The organism is Cytophagaceae bacterium (assembly GCA_016722655.1).
Taxonomy (GTDB): domain Bacteria; phylum Bacteroidota; class Bacteroidia; order Cytophagales; family Spirosomataceae; genus Leadbetterella.
The window spans coordinates 2,485,901-2,507,036 of record JADKIR010000004.1 but is presented as its reverse complement, the minus strand read 5'-3'; the positions used below and the strand labels follow the sequence as shown (position 1 = coordinate 2,507,036).

The following is a 21,136-nucleotide window of genomic DNA, read 5'->3' as shown; positions in this document are numbered from 1 at the left end:
ACTTTTGGGATTATTATACCTGGAGCAATGAAATATCTCATTTTTCCCCTTTTATTTATTTTAAATCTTTCAGTTTATTCACAGAAGAAAAGACCTTCCGAATTCGGCATAAAAATAGGGATTCTTCCTGCCGGAAAACTGGATGCCATCACCGATGTGCCGGGGGTAAAGGTGGGGCATTTCACCCTCCATCAAGGTAGAGACATTCATACCGGAGCCACAACCATTCTGCCTCATTCCGGGAATATTTTCAATGAAAAAGTACCCGCAGCCATTTTTGTTGGCAATGGCTTTGGAAAATTGGCAGGTTACACGCAAGTAGAAGAATTGGGTACCCTCGAAACGCCGATTTTGTTGACAAACACCCTCGCCGTTGCCCAGGGAATGGAGGCATTGATTGATTACACATTCTCTTTCCCCGAAAATGATAATGTAAGAAGTGTAAATGCTGTGGTAGGTGAAACCAACGATGGCGGCCTCAACGATATCAGAAGGCGTGTTTTGACCAGAGAAAACATGTTGGAAGCCTTAAAAAATGCCAAAACAGGAAAAGTTGAGGAAGGAAACGTGGGTGCAGGGTCCGGAACTATGTGCTTCGGTTTCAAAGGAGGAATCGGCACCTCATCAAGAGTTTTACCAAAATCGAAAGGTGCTTATACGGTGGGAGTTTTGGTGCAAAGCAATTTTGGAGGAATATTGAAAATTGCCGGAAAGGAAGTAGGTGTAGCCCTTGGAAAACATAAATATACCGACATCCTGAAAGACTATGAAGATGACGGCTCTTGCATGATGGTGGTGGCTACGGATGCCCCGCTCGATGCCAAATCACTGAAAAGACTCGCGGCCAGAGCCATGCTGGGCCTTGGCCGCACAGGTGGAGTTGCATCCCATGGAAGCGGCGATTATGTAATCGCTTTTTCTACTGCCGAAAGCGTGAGAATTAATACCAATGACAAGGAAATGCTTGAAACCCATACCACCCTGAAAAGTCAGGAACTGGATATACTTTTTGAAGCAGTAATCGAAGCCACTGAGGAAGCCATAATCAACTCGCTTTTTGCAGCAGAAACCGTTGAAGGACACCGGGTTAAAGCTGAGGCATTGCCGGTGGAGAAGGTTTTGGAGATAATAAAAAAACCTCCTTTCGGAGGTTAATTTTCTTATTTCTTTTTCAGATAATAATTCAAACTGAATTTCTTGGGGTTTTCACCAATTTTATCGGCAAACTTTGCAACTGTTGGCTCTTCGATATATTCTTCCAGCATATACAAAGTAAACATACCTATTTCCTGATCGTAAGTCATTTCGCTATCTCCAAAAATATCCAGAGATAAATCCTCAGTTTTGCTTTTTAAAGTATAGTTATTATCAGTTTTCTCAACTGTTAGTACACTTTTATAAGCATATTCAGGATCATCATCAGAAAATGTGATGGTTTTATCTTTTGAAGAATATTCATATTTACCTTCATAAAACAAAATATCTTCGGGGTAAGTAAAAGAGCCATCAGCTTTAAAGCTAAAGTTTTTATCGCTCAACTCAAAAGGAAGGATAAGTGAATTTCCGTCAACGATTAGTTCGATTTTTTGAAGTTCATACTCACCGGCAAAATTTTCAACCGGCGAAATAATATCTTCTTCAGAACATGAGGAAAACAAAGTGATAAACAAAAGGGAAACAAAAATGGAGAGTTTTTTCATTTGGAATACTTTTTTTGTGAATAAAACATTAATAATTATATACTTACAAGGATTTAATATTTTTTTAAACCCAAATAACTCAATAGACATTCTGACGAAATTTTATTAGGCAAAAAGGGCGTGAAATTCGAATGAAATGATATCGTGATACCATTGATTGAGAATTGAAACGCTCTTGAAGCGAAATAAAATTGTAGTCGATTTTCTATTGAATTATTTGGGTTAAATTATAAAGCCTTAGATTATCTGCAAAAATAATACGCTACGATTTTTTTCCTTCATTTGGCCAATTGTTTTTTCAAAAAATTAATTATTTAGGAATATTAGAAAATCTGTGAAATAGAATTTTGAATCCATTTCTGTCATAAAATAAAAAACTCAGGCAATTCCCTCCAATGTCATTTTAACTGTTTCTTTTTAATGCTATTTTTGATTGATTTCAACAAACCTAAATATGAAAAAAATTATAATTCTACTTTTATTTACTATCCTTCAAACTTCAGGACAATCTCTTTTAAAAACTTTTCAAACCAACAACCGCAATTCCTATCCCCGGTTTGGTGTTGAAGCAAATGGTACTTTGTATTTCACAGCTGGTCAGCCGCTAGAAGGTGACGTAAGAGTCTGGAAAACAGACGGAACCGATGCCGGAACCAAGATAATCAATACTGCAGTCGGGGCACCTGTGACTGGGCCTTTTCCTCACTATGCATCTAATAATGCCGTAAAAGCATTTGGTAACAAGGCTTTGATTGTCGCCGCCCCTGTCAGCCAGAATTACGACCATGAACTTTGGATAACCGATGGTACCGAGGCAGGAACTTTCAGATTGGCGGACATCAACACAGGCTCAGGAGATCCTTATATTCAGAATCTAACAGTTTTAACGCTAAACAGCAATACTGTAGCTTTTTTCTCTGCAAATAATGGCACCAGTGGTCAGGAACTCTGGATGACGGATGGTACACAGGCCGGTACTGTTTTGGTGAAAGACATCAATCCGGGCGGAGGTTCTTCTGATCCTTTATCGTTTACTGTGTTGAATAATATTGTCTATTTCTTTGCAAATAATGGCACAAATGGTCATGAATTCTGGAAAACGGATGGTACAGCTGCAGGTACGGTAATGGTAAAGGACATTATGCCCGGCTCTGGGAGTTCCGCATCTCCATTTGGTTCAAATAATATTATCATTGCCAACGATTTCAGCCTGTATCTGTCAGTTTATGACAACACCTTCCCCACCAATGCTACCAAATTGTATTTTTCAGATGGCACCGAAGCCAACACAGTGAGTATGGGTGGCTACCAGCATGTGAAGAATTTTAAAAAATTTGGGAGCCGGATATACTTTACGATGAATGAGAGCTTTACCAATCTGCTGGTTTTAGATAATTACAGTTCCCCTTTCCCACCTACTTTTGTCAATAGTTCAGAAATTGGAAATGTAGTAAATTCCGAAGACCTGACCATTTCCGGCGATTCTTTATACTTAACCGCCGAATATGGAACCGGGGAACGAAGGCTGTATCTTGTTAACCAATTTCAGCCAAATATGGCCTATCTGGTTTCTGACCTTTTGCCCGGCACCACCGCAAATCCTTTTCCGGCCTTGGCTCAGGAACGCAAATTTATCCCGGCAGGCAATGGAAAGATGTATTTTATGGCAAGTGATGCTACCCATGGCAAAGAATTATGGTTTACTGACGGCAACTGGTCTAACACCAAAATGGTGAGGGATTTTAGGCTGAATGCCGACAATGGCTCCTATTCATACATGAAAATATTTGGTGATAAACTCTTTTTTATTGCCGACACCACTGCCAGTGTGGCCGAATGTTATTATTCCCAAAACGGCAATACACCTGTAAAAATGTCAACCATTGACCCCTCCAAGGGATTGAGCAACTTTTATCCTATTGAAGTATCTGGCGGATACCTGTACTTTTCGGCTTTTGATCCTGTAAGAGGATATGAATTATTCAAAACCGATGGAAGTAGTTTTATTCTGGTCAAAGACATCCTAACTGACCCTTATTCGTCTGACAATGAGTTTTTTAAACAGTCAGTAACCTTAAACAACAATTTATATTTCATTGCCGATGATGGCAAATATGGCAGGGAAGTTTGGAAAACGAATGGAAAATCGAGTCAGACCAAAATCGCATTTGAAATTTACAGATATCCTTCAGCTGAAAAACCATCAGGATACACCACCAGTTATTCACACTATAAAACATCAACCTCCATCGAATTGATCAAAAAAATCAACTCCAAAATTCTCATTTTTGAGGAATACAGTATTTGGGCATCAGATGGTACTTCGGCACCTGAAAAGATATTTGTCAGCGGCAATATGTTTTCTTACCAGAATAAGGCCTATGAAATGAACGGCTATTTGTATTTTAACTCAGGAAATAAACTCTACAAAACCAATGGTACTGCTGCCGGAACCGTTTTGGTGGGTCCGCCCGATGCAGGCAACCCTGATGATTACCGACATATCAGATTATTGGGAACAGTCAACAATAAAATCGTCTTTATGGGGCATCACTCCAGCTATGGTTGGGAGGCTTTTTACTCCGATGGCACCCCAGGCAATATCAATTTACTGGCTGATTTAGCCCCGGGCATAAATACCTGGGAAACAAGGGGAAACAGCAGAATAGTAGGTAACAAACTATATTATGTTCAAAATAGCGAAACAGACGGAACTGCACTTTGTGTTACTGAAGGTACCCCGGCAACTACTTCGATAGTTAAAATTTTCGGACAGGTAGAAGAATGTGAATATCTGACTAATTTCAATAATACTCACCTGGTTTTTGTGGTTGATGATGGTATTCATGGCCTGGAAATATGGAAATCTGATGGCTCTTTGGCAGGAACTTCTATGATAAAAGATATCAATACTACGGGCTGGAGTAACCCCTTGAATTTTCAGTATGACAAACAATTTGCCGTATATAACAACTTCCTGTATTTCTATGCATCTGACGGCACTTCCAGCAATTTTTATAGAAGCGACCTCACTGAGCCCGGCACTATACCTTTAACTCAAAATGATGGAATTAATGCCATGAGCACACCTTTTGGGGTTTATATGTCGGGCTATACATCTGAAACTGGTGGGGAACCTTACAAAATTGAGGTTGATGCAAATTCTAAAAGAATGCTTGAAAATATCGGTTCGGGAAACACCCATTCCAATCCCGGCCAAATGAATCTATTGGACGATAAAATATTCTTTGCGACCTTAACCCCTCAGCTAAAGAAAGAACTGCATGTGTATAAAATTTGTCAAAATACCGCCTCTCTTTCCGGCAACCAAGCTCAGTCATTAAATACGCTTGCTTTGGACCAGGTTATAAGTACCGCCTCACTGGAAGCCTCAACCCACCACCTTTTTAATGCCGGAAAAAGCATCGAGCTACAGCCGGGATTCAAAACGGGTGACCAGACAGTTTTTGAAACCAAAATTGAAGGCTGCGTTTATAGTACGGCAGATTGATGATGATATCTAAGGGGGTTGAAAAAGGGTGTGGTTATTTCAATGCAAATTCCTTTTTTACGAAAGATGATTAGTGGTATTAGTAGAGCAAATTCTCCTTGTCTTCAGAGTACACGTTAGAGACTCAGGAGAGACGGAACTAACTGTATTTTTCTTTTCTTATTTATAACCATTTTTTAATATTTTAGGAGCTTTTCCTTCTAAAGGGGGTATAAAAGGAATTTTATTAATAAAACTTAACTCCAATAATCGCTCATTTGGTTTTATTAATTCCAAAGAATTATAATTAATTAGATAAATTTTGTTTAATCCTCCATCCAATTTCATTTCATTTTCTCTTAAATTAAAGATTTTAGTGTTTCGAATAATTTTCATATTCAAAAAGAAATTTTCTAATTCTATATTTTGAAAGATAAATAAAATCGTTTTGCCATTAATTTTAAAAAAAATGCTAGGTTTTAAATTATATAAATTATCATGAGTTGAAATTGCAACAAAAGTCTTTTGAAAATCTTTAAAAAAATACACAATTAGGAATTTTTCATCCCTATTTTTAATATCCTTCTTAATTTTATTCATTAGTTCTGATTCAAATTTTTGATCGTAAAAATATTTTGAATTATTACAACTTAGAAGCATTAAAATAGTAAAAATTAATTTCGCTATTTTATTTAATTTTAAAGAAATCATGTTTCGTAATTATTTGAATGCTATTAGTACCCACAGAGTCTCCCCCAGGCACTCTGTGGCTGCCTCTGTGCAGGAGTATTTATAATGCGTAAAATTTAAAAAGAACTACCTTAAAGCCATATCCCAGGATCAGTGTTTAATATTTCAAAGAATTAACAAAATCTAAGTTAAATACAATCAGCGAAATTTTGAAAAATCGACTTGATTTTTTGTAATTGAAGTAACGTACTGCTAGTGTTCAGTGTCCCTCCACGAGAATCAGGAATGATGAAAATGTTCATTTCAGACGTTTTTCGGAATGAATTATTTTCCTATGAAAATTGACTTTAATTCAAAAAAATACTCAAACTTTACACCTGAAATTGTTTCACGGAAATCGGTTTTCAACTTCATCAAACAAACACTATGGCGATCATTTCAGTATTTGATATGCTCAAAATCGGTATCGGACCGTCAAGTTCACATACATTAGGGCCCTGGAAGGCTGCCAACCGTTTTTCCAATGAGCTGATTAACAACAAGCTAATAACAAAAACCGAAAATATCAGCGTTGAATTATTTGGCTCGCTTTCTCTTACCGGCAAAGGTCACGCCACCGACATTGCCTGTATGATGGGCCTCAGCACCGAAAAACCGGAGGAGATTTTACCCGAAAAAATGGAGGAAATTCTCCGAAAAATTGAGACTGAAAGCTACATTTTGATATCCGGAAACAGGATTCCTTTTCTGAAAAACAGAGACATCGTATTTCATAAAAATTTCCTGCCTTTTCACCCCAATGGCATGAAAATCACGGCTTCGGGCCCTGATTTTATGTTTACTAAAACATATTTCTCCTTAGGCGGTGGATTTGTGACCGAAGAAGGCGAAGACCCGGAAAAGGCTGACAATCAAACCCAAATACCCTACCCTATCCAGACAGCTGCCGAGCTTTTGGAATATTGCAAAACCGGGAAATCGATATCTGAGGTAGTATGGGAAAACGAACTTTCTCTACACACCGAACCTGAAGTCAGGCAAAAAATAGCAAAAATATGGCTCACCATGCAGGAATGCATGTATCTTGGTTGCCATACTGCGGGTCACCTACCCGGCGGACTCAACGTAAAACGCAGGGCGGCTGATATTTACAAAAAACTCAAGGGCCCGGCGGACAGTCCTATTGGCGACTGGCTTACGGGTTTGAGAAAAACTGAGGTGAAATTCAGAGAGATATTGCAATGGGTGAGCTGCTTTGCATTGTCAGTCAATGAAGTCAACGCCTCGCTGGGAAGAGTGGTGACGGCCCCTACCAATGGCAGTGCGGGGGTGATTCCGGCAGTATTGATGTATTATCTGATGATCGAAAACCACGACGCCGCTGAGGACGAAATCAGGAGATTTATGCTGGTAGCAGGCGAGATAGGCAGTATTTTCAAAAAAGGAGCCACCATATCTGCTGCCATGGGCGGCTGCCAGGCGGAGATTGGCGTGTCGGCAGCAATGGCCGCAGGGGCACTATGCGAGTTGCAAGGAGGCACACCCGGGCAGGTGCTGGTAGCGGCCGAAATCGCGATGGAGCACCACCTCGGGCTCACCTGCGACCCCATAGCCGGGCTGGTGCAGGTGCCGTGTATCGAACGCAACGCCATGGGAGCCATAAAAGCCATCAATGCCGCTGAGCTGGCACTCAACACCAACCCCGACGACACCAAAGTATCACTCGACCATGTGATCGCCACCATGTGGAAAACCGCCCTCGACATGAACCAAAAATACAAAGAAACTTCTCAAGGTGGCCTGGCGGTTACGGTCAATAATAGTGATTGTTAAGGTGTTTATTGGAAAGCTAATGCTTTATTTTAATTTACTGGTTGATAAGGATTTAAGGGGATTTTTATAATTACGGAAGACATTGATTATATTTAAAAGTGTTATTAGTAACGTCCTCCTTGTGTTCAGAGTCCCTGGCGGAGACTCTGAAGGGACGAAAACGGCTGTCAGGGCTCTGCTCAAGGTATTCAAATGTGCCTTGAGCCTTACCACGGTCTGCAATTGTGGCTAAAGACAACTTTTCCTTAAGGTCAGTCATTAAATCAGCCTTTAATGTATTTTGCTCTAACTTTTCATTTATTTCTAACAAAGAAAGTTGAAGAGAATTCTGAGTGTTTAGGTTTACATTGCTTTTAAGCCCAGAATTCTTTTTTGCCTCTCCTGGTTTATCATCGATGGCAAATGCCCAAGAGTATGAAAATAAGTAAAAAGCGATGAAGTAAATTTTAACTTTATTCATAAAGACTATCAATAAATTCTGTTAAACTGTCTGCTAATTTTATAAATTCGGGGTATGAGTCCCATTCATATGGCACTAAGTAATAAATCTGATTGAGATATTCGCCTTTATGTCCCATAAAAATTAACCCTGATGCATGACAACCCGCCACACAAAAAACATTAGAAAAATCATGAAAAATTGGCTCATTTTCATAGTTATCGAATTCAAAATCTTTAAAATTAAAATAATAATGTAATTCATTACTTCCTAATTCTGTTATCAAATCAATTTGTTCTGGATAGCCCGGAATTTTAAAATTATAAAAAGTATTAATTGATATTCTATGAGCAAAACTCAATAATTCTTTGAATTCTTGTGGGAATTTGAACTCTGGAACATTTATTTTAATTTCCATTTCCTTTTCTAATGTAAGAATCTCAATTTGGCTTAAGGGATCATCAAAAGCATTTCCTTTTTTCTCTAATAATTGTTTCAACATTATTTTATATTACTTTAATGATTCTATTTGGACCCTTGAAAAAGCCCCTTAGGTCACCTTTGTTTATACCAGCAGCAGCATTTTCAAAATTAATTATTCCTACCCCTCCTAAATGTCTCGCTTTTTGATTTATTATTGTAGGAATTAACATCATATACTCTCCACATTCACTATGATGCCATGTATAGTCAATTCCATCAATTGGATCAACTCCTATTTTGCCATTTGCCTCTGTGCAGGAGTATTTTTTGAGGAGTGTTCCTTACAGCCATATTGAAGGATCAGTTTTTGATTTTGCAAAGAATTAACAAAATCTAAGTTAATCACAATCGACAATATTTGGAAAAATCGCCACGACTTCTTTTATAATTGAATAACGTCCTCCTTGTGTTCAGATTCCCTGACGGAGACTCTGAACGGGTAGAAAGGATTTTGAATAGAATTTTCTTCATATATTTTGCAGGTCATTTTGTATAATAGGATATCTTCATCTTACCACGAAGCACTTTTGTGCCTTGCTTAGACAGTAACAGAGAACTTTCCACAAGTCGCCCCTCTGTATCGTAAGAATATTCATAAGTATGGTTTTTGCCTGCCAGCTGTTCCTCATAATAGTTTGGTAGATAAGGGCAAGTAAAAGTTAGCTCTCGTGACCAAAAGCCTACGTAATTTCGGTAGAGGTCTTCAATAGGATTTTTCTTCTTATCGTCAAACCTGTAATAGTAAAACTCTACCTTTCCATCATTTTGATCATATATTTTCAGGCTATAGTTAAGCCCCTGCCATTCGTATCTCAGGAAATTCGTAGTATTGTTATGATTATCTTTAACATTGAACCGAATGATTCCCGTAAAAAACTTAAAAGTAGTCAATTGATAATAATCCCCAACCAGATAAAGCTGCCTTACAGTATCGACATAATAACTTGGGAAGTCATTGAAAAGTGAACTAAACTGGTACAAACGGGTGTTGGTAAAAGTAGAGTCTTTTTGTTTATAAACCCTCTTGGCAGTTTTGAGAACATGCTTTTCGTCTCTCGTAAAAGTCAAGGTTTCAGATATTTTATTTTTTGCATCAGTGTAGCTCAGTTGCTTAACTCTTACCGCCGAGTCTTTTGCAAAAATCTCATATTTATAGTCATATTTTTGGACATTACCCACAGAATCAATCAACTCTATGGATTTGATTTTTCCAACTTCCCAGTTTGGTGTGGGTTCAATCAAATCTCCCTTTTTACACCCTACTAAAACCAAAAGTATAAACGCAGTTAATCTAAATTTGCTCATTGTTTTCAAATGTTAATTTTTTTTCATTTTTGTCCCGGATTTTGACTTATCTCAGCTGTTAAATTAATTTATTAAAATAGATACCTTTAAATTAACCACCACTGCATATTCACTCTCCAATGACTGATTGATGGATTAGTTCCCACAGAGACTCTGTGTTCACCTCTGTGAAGGGAAATTTTTTAAAATACATTTTTTTCTTTGTTCTTGCAGCCATATTGCAGGATCAGTTTTAGATTTTGCCTAAAATTACAAAATCCAAGAGAAATGCAATTAAAGAAATTTGGAAAAATCGCATAAATTATTTTGAAAATCAGAGTAGTTGCCGGAAACTAGGGTAGGTGAGAAATGAATCAAAAATATATAAAACTTAACAGGGTAACTCACTCTTTTTCCCTTAGGTAATGAACCAATACAAAATTTACAATAAAGAACTCTCCTAAAGTATTTATGATTCTTATGAAAATGTAGGTCAGTTCGTAAAGCCGAACTTCCGGAGGTAAAATATAATACAAATCAGAAAAAAGTACAAAGAGTAAGCCTATTGAGAAATTAAGTCTGGAAGTATTTTTTTTAACTAAAATACCAACTACGAAAAAGGACATCAGGGCTATCCAATAAAAATTAAAAGACCACATTGAAGGCCTGGGATAGAAATTCAAGAGAATAAAAAAATAAAGCCCAAAGGCTAATCCAATGGCTAAAAAAACCTTATCCTTTCTTAAAATTTCATTTTTTGATTTTATACCGATATTTATAAAAATACCCATGAAAATTAATCTCAACACCGGTTGAATGTAGGAATATATAATATCATACATCTGCATATCATTGACTAAAATCGATGACATGCCCATTACAAAAAGACTACCGTAAACAAAACTGAGGAAAAATAATGCTCTAAATGGATAACTAAAACTTTTCAGGGTGATGTAAACAAATAATAAAAAATAGTCAAATTGGAATAAAAACAAGCTTAATAGCTTGTCATAAAGGCTATTCAGTTTTTCCGGCTCAATTTGTTGAAAAAAGAAGCAATTGGCTAAAAAAACCATTGTGAAGAACATAATAGAAAATCTTTTGCTCATATCCTTGTTATTTACAAGTCGAAATTTTGATTCCCCGGTAAATCCAATAATAATTTCCAATCCTTTGAGCGAAGCTTTTTCCTAAATGATCATCTGTAACGAGGATTTACTATCATTGCCAATGTAAATTTCCAAAACTATTTCATACCTATAGCCAGCAATTGTCCTACATGCATAGAATGGAAATGGCGAATCCTGTTAAAAAAGGATTTTCAATCATTATTATTATAAATCCCCCAAAAACTATTCCAAATCTAATGAATTCAATTCAAGATTAATTTTTATTCCAAATTGAAAATCTTCATTTTCAATTTACACCCGGCACAATTAAATATAATTCCAAAAATTCAGTAATCTTCTAATAAACAGGCTATTTTGTATCAGATTTCGCATTGATGAAACCGGGAATATAAGTCCCTGCAGAGTCTCCGCCAGCTACTCTTTGATGCAGTTATGAAGGTTAATAAAATTTCATAAACTCATTGTATTTAAGGGCAAATACAATAGTAAATAAAACATTTTGACCAATACAATAAATAACCTTTTGGGAGAAAATTTGAAAAAATATTTGCAAAAAATAAATATATTTCGGCTTAATATTTAATACCTCCAAACTCATTTTTTAATATTTAAATCGATTTAAATATTTCATATATGCTTTTCGAAATCAGGAGAAAGGCAAAATTTTCCGTATTCCCCCTCAATATCCCTACCTTTGCAGTTCAAAAATCAATTTTTAGCATTGGAAAACTTCAATCAACTAGGCGTAAACAGTAATTTAGTAAAGGCCTTAGAAGAAAACAAAATCGTAAAACCTTCTGAAATACAGCAACTTGTAATTCCATATTTATTAAAACACAATACCGACTTTATTGGACAGGCTCAGACTGGCACCGGAAAAACCGTCGCATTTGGTATTCCGCTCCTGCAACGACTCAATCCCAAAATCAAAGAGATACAGGTATTGGTTTTGTCTCCAACCAGAGAACTATGTCAACAAATAGCCAAGCAGATTTTTAAAATGACCAAATACTCCGAAAAAGTATTTGCAGAGGCTGTGTATGGTGGTGAAAAGATTGATATTCAAATAGCCCGACTGAAAAGACCTACACAGGTAGTGGTGGCCACACCTGGTAGATTAATGGATTTACTGGAACGTAAAGCTCTGGATATCAGCAAGGTAAAAACTATTGTATTAGACGAAGCCGACGAAATGCTAAGCATGGGCTTTAAAGATGCGATTGATGTAATCATTGGTCAAATTCACCCTGAAAACATCAAATGGCTATTCACCGCAACCATTCCGGATTCTCTTAAAAATCTGACAGAGAAATACATGGCACCTGATGTACACAGGGTATCGGTGAGCAAAACCGAAGTGGTCAATAGCAAAATAGAGCACCAATTTTTTATCTGTGAAGCCAAAGTGCGGTTTGATTTTGTTTTGAAGTTTTTAGAATCGCAAGGGGCGGCCAGAGGGATAGTTTTTTGCAGAACGCGTGACGATGCCCAAATGATAGCGAAAAGACTTAAAGCCAAGGAGGTTTCGGCAGATGCCATCCACGGTGATTTGGAGCAAAGAGACCGTGATAAAGTGATGCGGGCTTTTAAAAACAAGAAAATCCAAGTTTTAGTGGCGACTGATATTTCAGCCAGAGGGATTGATATTGAAGGACTTAGCTATGTTGTCCACTACCAATTGCCAGACCAGATAGAATACTATACTCACCGAAGTGGCCGAACCGCAAGGGCTGGAAAAAGAGGAATATCGATAGCTTTTGTCAATTCTGAAGAGCTGAAAATCATAAGAGTGATTGAGAAAAACCTGAATATTAAGTTTTTGAAAATCAAATAATTACTGAGTAAAGGCTTTTAAAACATGCTTTTCTATTAAAAAAATATAGAACTTTCACAAATATCACCCACTTTTCCAAAGCTTTTTAGAAATTTGCGTTTACACCGATTAACCCTGTGGTTGGATAAAATTCAGATGCAAAATAAAGAAAATAGTCAGATAGACCCCAAAGGCACCAGAATCAACAAGTATTTGAGCGAAGTAGGGTTTTGTTCAAGGAGAGCAGCAGACACCCTTATTGAAGAAGGTCGGGTGACGATTAATGGGAAAGTGCCGGAAATGGGCACCAGACTGCAAATTGGAGATGAAATTAGAGTAAATGGGAAACTTATTTCTGAACCCAAAGAGCAGCATGTATATCTGGCTTTTAACAAACCGGTGGGCATAGTATGCACTACGGATGTAAAGGCCGAAAAAAACAATATCATAGATTTTATCAATCATCCAAAGCGTATTTTTCCTGTCGGAAGGCTCGATAAGCCGTCGGAAGGTTTGATTTTACTTACCAGCGATGGCGATATTGTGAATAAAATCCTTAGAGCCAAAAACAATCATGAAAAGGAATATGTGGTACAAGTAAACAAGCCCATTAATCAGGATTTCATTTATAAAATGAGCAAAGGTGTGCCGATTTTAGATACCGTAACCAATCCATGCAAAGTAGAAAAAATAGATATGTTTACCTTCAAAATTATCCTAACTCAAGGTCTTAACAGGCAAATTAGACGAATGTGCGAGTATTTGGGCTATTCGGTGGTAAAACTGAAAAGAGTCAGGATTATGAACATTCATCTCGATATACCAAAAGGAAAATGGCGAAATCTTACTGTAAAAGAACTTGAAAAAATAAACTCCGCCACCGTCGATTCTTCAAAAGTTTATGAGGATTTCGAATAATCTTAAATGTTCGATTTTCCAGATATTCAAATAAAAATCAAGGTTATTCCAGAGAAATAATAAAATCCAAATATCGAAAAACTTCCTATTTATAAGTTATTTTGTGCTAGTTTTTCACCCCTGATGAAACCAAACATTTTATTTATTTTTTTTATTTTTCTAAATCTGGTTGGTCATGCTCAGCAGCCCTCCCAGACTATCCGCGGACGGGTGCTTGACAAAGACAGCCAACAACCTGTGCCCGGAGCTACCATCCTGCTCAATGGGTCTCAAAAAGGTACATTCACCGACGAAAATGGCATTTTTTCCTTCGAAAAACTTCCTATTGGCAGATATTCCCTCAGCATAAGTATGGTGGGGTATTTTAGCCAAAAACTCCCGCTGATAGACCTCGGAAGTGGAAAAGAAGTAGTATTAAGCATAGAATTGAACGAGAACGCACAATTACTCGATGAGCTGGTAGTCAAAGCCGAATACGACAAACAGAAAACGAACAATGACCTGACTATGGTCAGCGGGCGGCAGTTTACGGTTCAGGAGACCAACCGCTACGCTGGAGGTTACAGCGACCCATCCCGAATGGCGATGTCTTTCGCAGGCGTGGCATCAGCCGGAAATGACCAAAACAACGAGATAGTGATCAGAGGAAACTCTCCCAAAGGCCTTCTTTGGAGACTGGAAGGCGTCGAAATCCCCAACCCTAATCATTTTGGCGATGGCCAGGGCTCCACAAGCGGCATCATTAGTATGCTCAACAGCAATAGCCTGGCCAACTCTGATTTTCTTACAGGAGCTTTTCCGGCAGAATATGGCAATGCCTCATCAGGTGTTTTCGACCTCAGAATGCGAAGGGGAAATGATCAAAAACATGAGTTTACGGGTCAGTTTGGTATCATAGGCCTCGATGCCAGTGCTGAAGGGCCTCTAAAAAAAGGTGGTCCCTCCTATAGGGTTAACATGCGTTACTCCACATTGGAACTACTTTTCAAGTCAGGTCTGCTGGCTATCGAAACCGGGGATTTTAAGCCTGCTTACCGGGATGCCAATTTCACCCTGAATTTCCCCACCAAAAAGGCAGGAACATTTAGTTTGTTTGGCTTGGGAGGTATGAGCTTTTCCGATGAAAAAGACCAGACATCTAATGACAGCGAATCGCAGAAAATGGGTGTGATGGGGCTGAGTCATAAAATATCGACAGGTAAAAAAGGGTATTTTTATTCCGTATTGGCGTTTTCCCGCGAATCATCCACAAATCTAAATCAGGATTTTATCAATAACAAAGAATGGGTTGTGTCTCAAAAAAATCTATATGCTTACAATACCATCAGGCTTTCAGGTTTTTACAATTATAAAATCAACCAAAAAACAAGTCTTCGTTCCGGACTGATTTTCAGCAATATGGCTTATAAACTGGATGAAAATCGCAGGGACAATTCCAGAAATCTATTGGTCAATTATCTTAAAGAAAACGACGTTTCGCAATTTTTACAGGCTTATTCTCAAGCCAAATACTCGCCCGGGGAGAGGTTTAGTCTTACAGCTGGTTTGCATTACAGCAAGTTTCTGCTCAATCAAAATCAGATGTTGGAACCCAGAGCCGGAGTAAAATTTCAAATCAACCCTAAAAATACCCTCAGTGCTGGTTTTGGGCTTAATAGTCGGTTGGAACCGGTTTCTATGTATCTATACAAAAGAAGAAAACAAGGGGAGATTTTTGTGCAACCCAACCGTAATATCGGCCTTACGCGGGCTGCCCATTATGTTTTGGGTTATGACCGCAGCCTAAACCCAAATACCCGGCTCAAAATCGAAGCCTACTATCAAAAACTTTTCAATGTGCCTGTAGATACCAATAGAAAAAGCACATTTTCGATGCTTAATGCCACTTCTGGAATCCCAAACAATGTCCTTGAAAACAGTGGTTTGGGGGAAAATTACGGCCTGGAACTAACCCTTGAGCGGTATTTTGCCAATAATTTTTACTACCTGATTACCGCCTCGCTGTTTGATTCAAAATTTATGGTCAAAGATAAAATCTGGCGAAATACTGTTTTCAACAATACATACGTAGGCAACCTGCTTGCAGGCAGGGATTTCGCTATTGGTAAACAAAAAATCCATTGGTTTACCGTCAATTCCCGGCTTATGTGGCGAGGGGGCAACAGGTACACTCCCATAAATCTGGCGGAATCAATCCGGCGAAACACTACCATTCAGGATGCAAATAAGGCATTTGTACCCCGTTATCCCGACTATCTGAGGCTGGATATGGGGTTTTCCTACAAGTTAAACAAGAAGAAAACCACCTGGAATTTCAGTGCCGACATTCAAAATATCACCAATAGAAAAAATATCATCAGGGAGCGGTATAATTCCACCACAAAATCAATTTATTACAATTACGCACTTCCTTTGATTCCGATAATCAGTGCTAAGGTGGATTTTTGAAAAATGTTTACACCATGTTTACACCAAACAAAAAAGAGCTATAAGAAAAATCTCATAAAATTTGATTATCAATTGTCGGGATGACAGGATTTGAATCGAAACGTCGAACCGCTGCGACCACTCGCCCCCGCTTAAATCGAAAAAGTCATCATCTGATGACTTTTGTCGGGATGACAGGATTTGAACCTGCGACCACTCGCCCCCCAGACGAGGATTCTACCGGACTGAACTACATCCCGAATTATGGTTGCAAATTTAGACTTCAGCTACATTTTTTCAAACTTTACATTCATAAATACCGATAATATTATCCACAAATGATTTTTTTCAAAAATTGCCCTGAGTCATTATATGCCTTCTTTTAATTGTGTACTTTTAAATCAAAATATCATTCAATCTTATGAACACCTTAATTATCAGTAAATTAAAGAATATAATATTTTCATTTTTGAGCTTTGTTATTTTCAATTCTTCTTTTGCTCAAAAACCTGAATGGCTGGATCCTAAAATCAACGAGATCAACCGCCTTCCTATGCATACCAATTATTTTGCATTCGAAAATCAGGAAATGGCAGGTGCTGGCCTAAAGAAAAATTCCGACAACTATCTTTCTCTTAATGGCAACTGGAAATTCCATTGGGTAAAAAACGCTGACCAAAGGCCTTCAGATTTCTTTAAAACAACATATGACGACAAAGCCTGGGTCAATATGCCCGTTCCCGGCCTCTGGGAATTTAACGGATTTGGAGACAAACAATATAAAAACATTGGTTATGCCTGGTCAAATCATTTCCCCAACAACCCTCCTACCGTTCCCATTGAAAACAATCATGTCGGTACTTACAGAAAGACAATTACGATACCAGCCAACTGGACAGGTCAGCAAATTATTGCCCATTTTGGCTCTGTAACATCCAATATTTACCTTTATATCAACGGGCAATTTGTGGGTTATTCTGAAGATTCCAAACTACAAGCCGAATTTGATATTACGAAATTTGTGAAACCCGGAGAAAACCAGTTTGCTTTCCAGGTATTCCGCTGGTGTGATGGCACATATCTTGAAGATCAGGACTTCTTGAGGTTGAGTGGAATAGGTCGTGAATGCTACCTGTACAAACGAACACCTGCCCATATTGAAGACCTTAGAATCAATGCTCTGCTTGATGAACAATACAAAAACGGTATTTTGGATGTTGAAATTGACTTTTCGAAGTTTTGTAAAACAGAAATCGCTAAAATTGAGCTTCTGGATGAAACAGGAAAAAAAGTAATTTCGAAAGAGATAAAATATGCACAAAAACCTGAGAAATTAACATTCAATTTAGACTCTCCAAAAAATTGGACTGCTGAATCACCCAATCTATACACTTTGGAAGTAAGCCTTTCAAACGGTGGAAAGACTCTGGAAGTTATCCGTCAAAAAATAGGATTCAGAAATGTAGAAATTAAAGGTGCTCAATTGCTTGTCAACGGCAAACCTATTCTCATTAAAGGTGTAAACCGTCACGAAATGGACCCAGAAACGGGTTATTACTTGAGCGAGGCACGGATGATTCAGGACATTCAATTAATGAAAATGTATAATATCAATGCCGTGCGTACCTGCCATTACCCTGATGACAGCCGCTGGTATGACCTCTGTGATGAATATGGATTATATGTGGTTGCCGAGGCCAATCTGGAATCTCATGGAATGGGTTACGGTGATAAAACGCTGGCAAAAGTTCCTGAATTTCAACTGGCTCACATTCAACGTAACGAGAGAAATGTTCAGAAATTCCGGAATCATGCTTCGGTAATCATCTGGTCCATGGGCAATGAGGCCGGTTTTGGCCAGAATTTTATAGATGTTTACAATCATATCAAAAAAATGGATGCTACACGTCCAGTTCAATATGAAAGGGCCTGTGATAACTACACCGACATGGCATATTCTGACATTTACTGTCCGATGTATCTTAGCTATGAAGGTTCGGAAGATTACTCAAAAAATGCACCTAAAAAACCACTTATCCAATGCGAATACGCCCATGCAATGGGCAACTCCATGGGTGGATTTAAAGAATATTGGGAGTTAATAAGAAAATATCCTGCATTTCAGGGTGGGTTTATCTGGGACTTTGTCGATCAATCACCACGCGAACTTCGCCCCGATGGCAAATATCAATACTCTTATGGTGGTGATTGGAACAAATATGACGGTCATGACTTCAATTTTTGTAACAATGGCCTGTTTTCGCCAAGTAGAAACCCTAATCCTCATACACATGAAGTGAAATATTTCTATCAGGATATTTGGACAAAAATTAATTCTGAAAATGAAATAGAAGTCACTAACGAATTCTTTTTCAAAGACTTAAGTAATTTCTATTTAAAATGGGAATTGGTAAGCAATGGAAATGTTATTGAGGCCGGCACAATTGACAACATCAATGTGCTTCCGCAACAAAAAGGCAATTTTCAATTGGCTATTTCTTCAGCAAAAACAGGGAGAGAAAAATTCTTAAACATAAGCATTTTGACAAAAATATCAGAAGGTTTGATACCGGCAAATTTTGAAGTGTCAAAATCCCAGACACAGATTGGGTCATCAGAACCAAAATCTTTTGAACTAAAAAATGTGGAAATTTCAAAAAATGTGGCTGTAGAATTACCAAAAATTAAGGAAAACAGCTTTAGCACACTCGAAATTTCAGGTCCAGCATTTGCCATAGAATTTAACAGGAGCACAGGTTTTATTCACAAATACCAGGTTAAAAACACTTCACTTCTGATACCGGGAACCGAAATAAAACCCAATTTCTGGAGGGCTCCTACTGACAATGATTTCGGAGCAAATATTAATAACCGATACAGTGTATGGAAAAATCCTAATCTCAGATTGACAGACTTAAAATGGGCAATGAAAGATGGTTTAGCCGAAGTAAAATCAATTTTCATGATACCTGAAACCGGTGCAAAATTAGAAATTAATTATCTAATTAATAATCACGGCGAAATCAATATTTCACAGAAAATGACCGCCGATTCTGATAAAAAAGTGGCCAATATGTTCAGATTTGGAATTAAAATGCAGCTCAATCAAGATTTGGATCAAATCGAATTTTTCGGAAGAGGCCCGGTTGAAAATTACAATGATCGCAACAGCAATACATTTGTAAATCTTTACAAACAAACCGTCGCTGAACAGTTTTATCCATATATCAGGCCACAGGAAACAGGAAACAAGACTGATGTAAGATGGTGGAAACAGGTTAACAAAGATAAATCAGGACTAAAGTTTTATTCCAATCAGCCATTGTCAATGTCGGCATTGAATTATACTATAGAAGAAATGGATGAAGGTACCATAAAAATCAACCGTCACCCTGCTGACCTCAAAAAATCTGATGCAGTAAACTTGTGTATTGACCTTGTGCAAGCTGGATTGGGTTGTGAAGACAGTTGGGGCCGCATCACTCAGAAAAAATATCAGTTACCATATAAAAACTACGAATATTCTTTCTTTATTAAACCCATAGGCTACAAATAAGATCTAAAAAAATGAATCCATCAACCCTTTAGGGAAGATGGATTCATTTTTTATTAAACAATCAATAGTCAGATTCTCACAATATCAGCCCCTATGGCATTTAATCTGCCATCAATATTCTGATAACCACGGTCGATTTGCTCTATGTGGTCAATGATGCTGGTTCCATTGGCTGAAAGTGCCGCTATCAACAAAGCCACCCCTGCCCTAATATCAGGCGAACTCATCCTGATACCTCTAAGATTGTATTCTCTATTGATACCTATAACAGTAGCTCTATGCGGATCACAAAGGATGATCTGAGCTCCCATATCAATAAGTTTATCCGTAAAAAACAACCTCGACTCAAACATTTTCTGATGAATCAAAACCGTTCCTTTGGCCTGAATAGCAGTTACCAAAACGATAGAAATCAAATCCGGTGTAAAACCTGGCCAGGGAGCATCGTAAATGGTTAAAATCGAACCATCAATAAGCGTATTTATTTTATAATTACTTTGTTCAGGAATAAAAATATCATCGCCTCTGAATTCCATCTCAATCCCCAACTTTTTAAAAGTATCGGGGATGATACCCAGCTCTTTGATGTGGCAGTTTTTGATAGTAATTTCTGATTGGGTCATGGCAGCAAGACCAATAAAACTACCGATTTCAATCATATCCGGCAACATGGTATGCTCGCAGCCACCCAATTCATCCACACCTGTTATCGTAAGAAGATTGGAGCCTACACCTTCAATTTTGGCTCCCATGGCATTGAGCATTTTACACAATTGCTGCAGATAGGGCTCACAGGCGGCATTATAGATGGTTGTTTCTCCTTTGGTCAAAACTGCTGCCATCAAGACGTTGGCTGTTCCGGTCACCGATATTTCTTCCATCCATATGTATGAGCCTTTCATATTGGCTCCATTGATCTGGTAAAAACTATCGTCCGCATCATACGAAAACTCGGCACCTAGTTTCTGAAAACCCACAAAATGGGTATCGAGTGGCCTCCTTCCGATCTTATCTCCACCAGGTTTGGGGGCAGTCCCTTTTCCAAAGCGACCAAGCATAGGTCCTAAAAGCATTACGGACCCTCTTAATTCAGAAGCCTTAGCTTTATATTCTGCAGATTCAAAATACTCATAATTGACTTCATCGGCTTTAAATCGGTAGGTGCCTTCGGCTAGTTTGCTTCTTTTAACCCCCATATCTTCGAGCAGCTCCATGAGCTTATTAACATCTCTGATATTGGGAATGTTATGAATAATCACCGGCTCTTTTGTAAGGAGCACAGCACACAAAATCTGTAAAGCTTCGTTTTTTGCACCCTGAGGTACAAGCTCACCTTTCAGTTTTCTCCCACCGTTTATCTTAAATGACGCCAT

General features: G+C 38.1%; 15 protein-coding genes and 1 tRNA gene. 7 read left to right on the top strand and 9 right to left on the bottom strand.

The genetic code is table 11. The annotated features are described in order from the left end of the window. Positions 1 to 27: 27 nt before the first annotated feature. Positions 28 to 1,155 (top strand): P1 family peptidase, encoded by a 1,128-nt coding sequence (locus IPP61_11300; GenBank protein ID MBL0325750.1) that lies wholly within the window; start codon positions 28 to 30, stop codon positions 1,153 to 1,155. A gap of 5 nt (positions 1,156 to 1,160) precedes the next feature. Here the strand turns inward: IPP61_11300 and IPP61_11295 are convergent, their stop codons facing one another. Further along, positions 1,161 to 1,700 carry a hypothetical protein gene (locus tag IPP61_11295; protein ID MBL0325749.1) on the bottom strand — a complete coding sequence of 180 codons (540 nt, stop codon included), beginning with the start codon at positions 1,698 to 1,700 and terminating at the stop codon, positions 1,161 to 1,163. A gap of 454 nt (positions 1,701 to 2,154) precedes the next feature. Between IPP61_11295 and IPP61_11290 the strand changes: the two genes are divergently transcribed. Next, complete coding sequence (locus IPP61_11290; protein MBL0325748.1) at positions 2,155 to 5,211, top strand: hypothetical protein; 3,057 nt, start codon at positions 2,155 to 2,157, stop codon at positions 5,209 to 5,211. Between the two features lie 159 nt (positions 5,212 to 5,370). Here IPP61_11290 and IPP61_11285 read toward each other — a convergent pair whose 3' ends face one another. Continuing rightward, positions 5,371 to 5,901 carry a hypothetical protein gene (locus tag IPP61_11285; protein MBL0325747.1) on the bottom strand — a complete coding sequence of 177 codons (531 nt, stop codon included), beginning with the start codon at positions 5,899 to 5,901 and terminating at the stop codon, positions 5,371 to 5,373. A 405-nt stretch (positions 5,902 to 6,306) separates the two neighbouring features. On the opposite strand from IPP61_11285, the gene IPP61_11280 reads away from it, so the two are divergent. Continuing rightward, positions 6,307 to 7,713, top strand: coding sequence for an L-serine ammonia-lyase (locus IPP61_11280; GenBank protein MBL0325746.1), 1,407 nt, complete (start codon positions 6,307 to 6,309; stop codon positions 7,711 to 7,713). 70 nt (positions 7,714 to 7,783) lie between these two features. Here the strand turns inward: IPP61_11280 and IPP61_11275 are convergent, their stop codons facing one another. From IPP61_11275 to IPP61_11255, 5 genes are all read right to left on the bottom strand, one after another. Continuing rightward, complete coding sequence (locus IPP61_11275) at positions 7,784 to 8,173, bottom strand: hypothetical protein (GenBank protein MBL0325745.1); 390 nt, start codon at positions 8,171 to 8,173, stop codon at positions 7,784 to 7,786. Further along, positions 8,166 to 8,654: a hypothetical protein gene (locus IPP61_11270; GenBank protein ID MBL0325744.1), complete on the bottom strand. Its 489-nt coding sequence runs from the start codon at positions 8,652 to 8,654 to the stop codon at positions 8,166 to 8,168. The genes IPP61_11275 and IPP61_11270 overlap by 8 nt, the downstream gene beginning before the upstream one ends. Positions 8,655 to 8,658: 4 nt before the next feature. Continuing rightward, a complete protein-coding gene (locus tag IPP61_11265; protein MBL0325743.1) occupies positions 8,659 to 8,808 on the bottom strand; it encodes a hypothetical protein in 150 nt (49 codons plus the stop codon). Between the two features lie 310 nt (positions 8,809 to 9,118). Then, on the bottom strand, positions 9,119 to 9,940 hold the full coding sequence (locus IPP61_11260) for a hypothetical protein (protein ID MBL0325742.1): 822 nt from the start codon (positions 9,938 to 9,940) through the stop codon (positions 9,119 to 9,121). 383 nt (positions 9,941 to 10,323) lie between these two features. Then, positions 10,324 to 11,028, bottom strand: a complete 705-nt coding sequence (locus IPP61_11255; protein ID MBL0325741.1) for a hypothetical protein — start codon at positions 11,026 to 11,028, stop codon at positions 10,324 to 10,326. Between the two features lie 742 nt (positions 11,029 to 11,770). Here IPP61_11255 and IPP61_11250 point away from each other — a divergent pair. From IPP61_11250 to IPP61_11240, 3 genes are all read left to right on the top strand, one after another. Next, complete coding sequence (locus tag IPP61_11250) at positions 11,771 to 12,883, top strand: DEAD/DEAH box helicase (protein MBL0325740.1); 1,113 nt, start codon at positions 11,771 to 11,773, stop codon at positions 12,881 to 12,883. Positions 12,884 to 13,018: 135 nt separating this feature from the next. Beyond that, the gene (rluF, locus tag IPP61_11245; protein ID MBL0325739.1) at positions 13,019 to 13,780 is read left to right on the top strand and encodes a 23S rRNA pseudouridine(2604) synthase RluF; all 762 of its coding nucleotides are present in this window, start codon (positions 13,019 to 13,021) and stop codon (positions 13,778 to 13,780) included. 123 nt (positions 13,781 to 13,903) lie between these two features. Continuing rightward, positions 13,904 to 16,228, top strand: a complete 2,325-nt coding sequence (locus tag IPP61_11240; GenBank protein ID MBL0325738.1) for a TonB-dependent receptor — start codon at positions 13,904 to 13,906, stop codon at positions 16,226 to 16,228. Between the two features lie 165 nt (positions 16,229 to 16,393). On the opposite strand, the gene IPP61_11235 is transcribed toward IPP61_11240, so the two are convergent. After that, positions 16,394 to 16,467 (bottom strand) — tRNA-Pro (locus tag IPP61_11235). Between the two features lie 161 nt (positions 16,468 to 16,628). Between IPP61_11235 and IPP61_11230 the strand changes: the two genes are divergently transcribed. Beyond that, positions 16,629 to 19,763 carry a DUF4981 domain-containing protein gene (locus IPP61_11230; GenBank protein ID MBL0325737.1) on the top strand — a complete coding sequence of 1,045 codons (3,135 nt, stop codon included), beginning with the start codon at positions 16,629 to 16,631 and terminating at the stop codon, positions 19,761 to 19,763. A gap of 68 nt (positions 19,764 to 19,831) precedes the next feature. Here IPP61_11230 and murA read toward each other — a convergent pair whose 3' ends face one another. Beyond that, positions 19,832 to 21,136, bottom strand: coding sequence for a UDP-N-acetylglucosamine 1-carboxyvinyltransferase (gene murA / locus IPP61_11225; GenBank protein ID MBL0325736.1), 1,305 nt, complete (start codon positions 21,134 to 21,136; stop codon positions 19,832 to 19,834).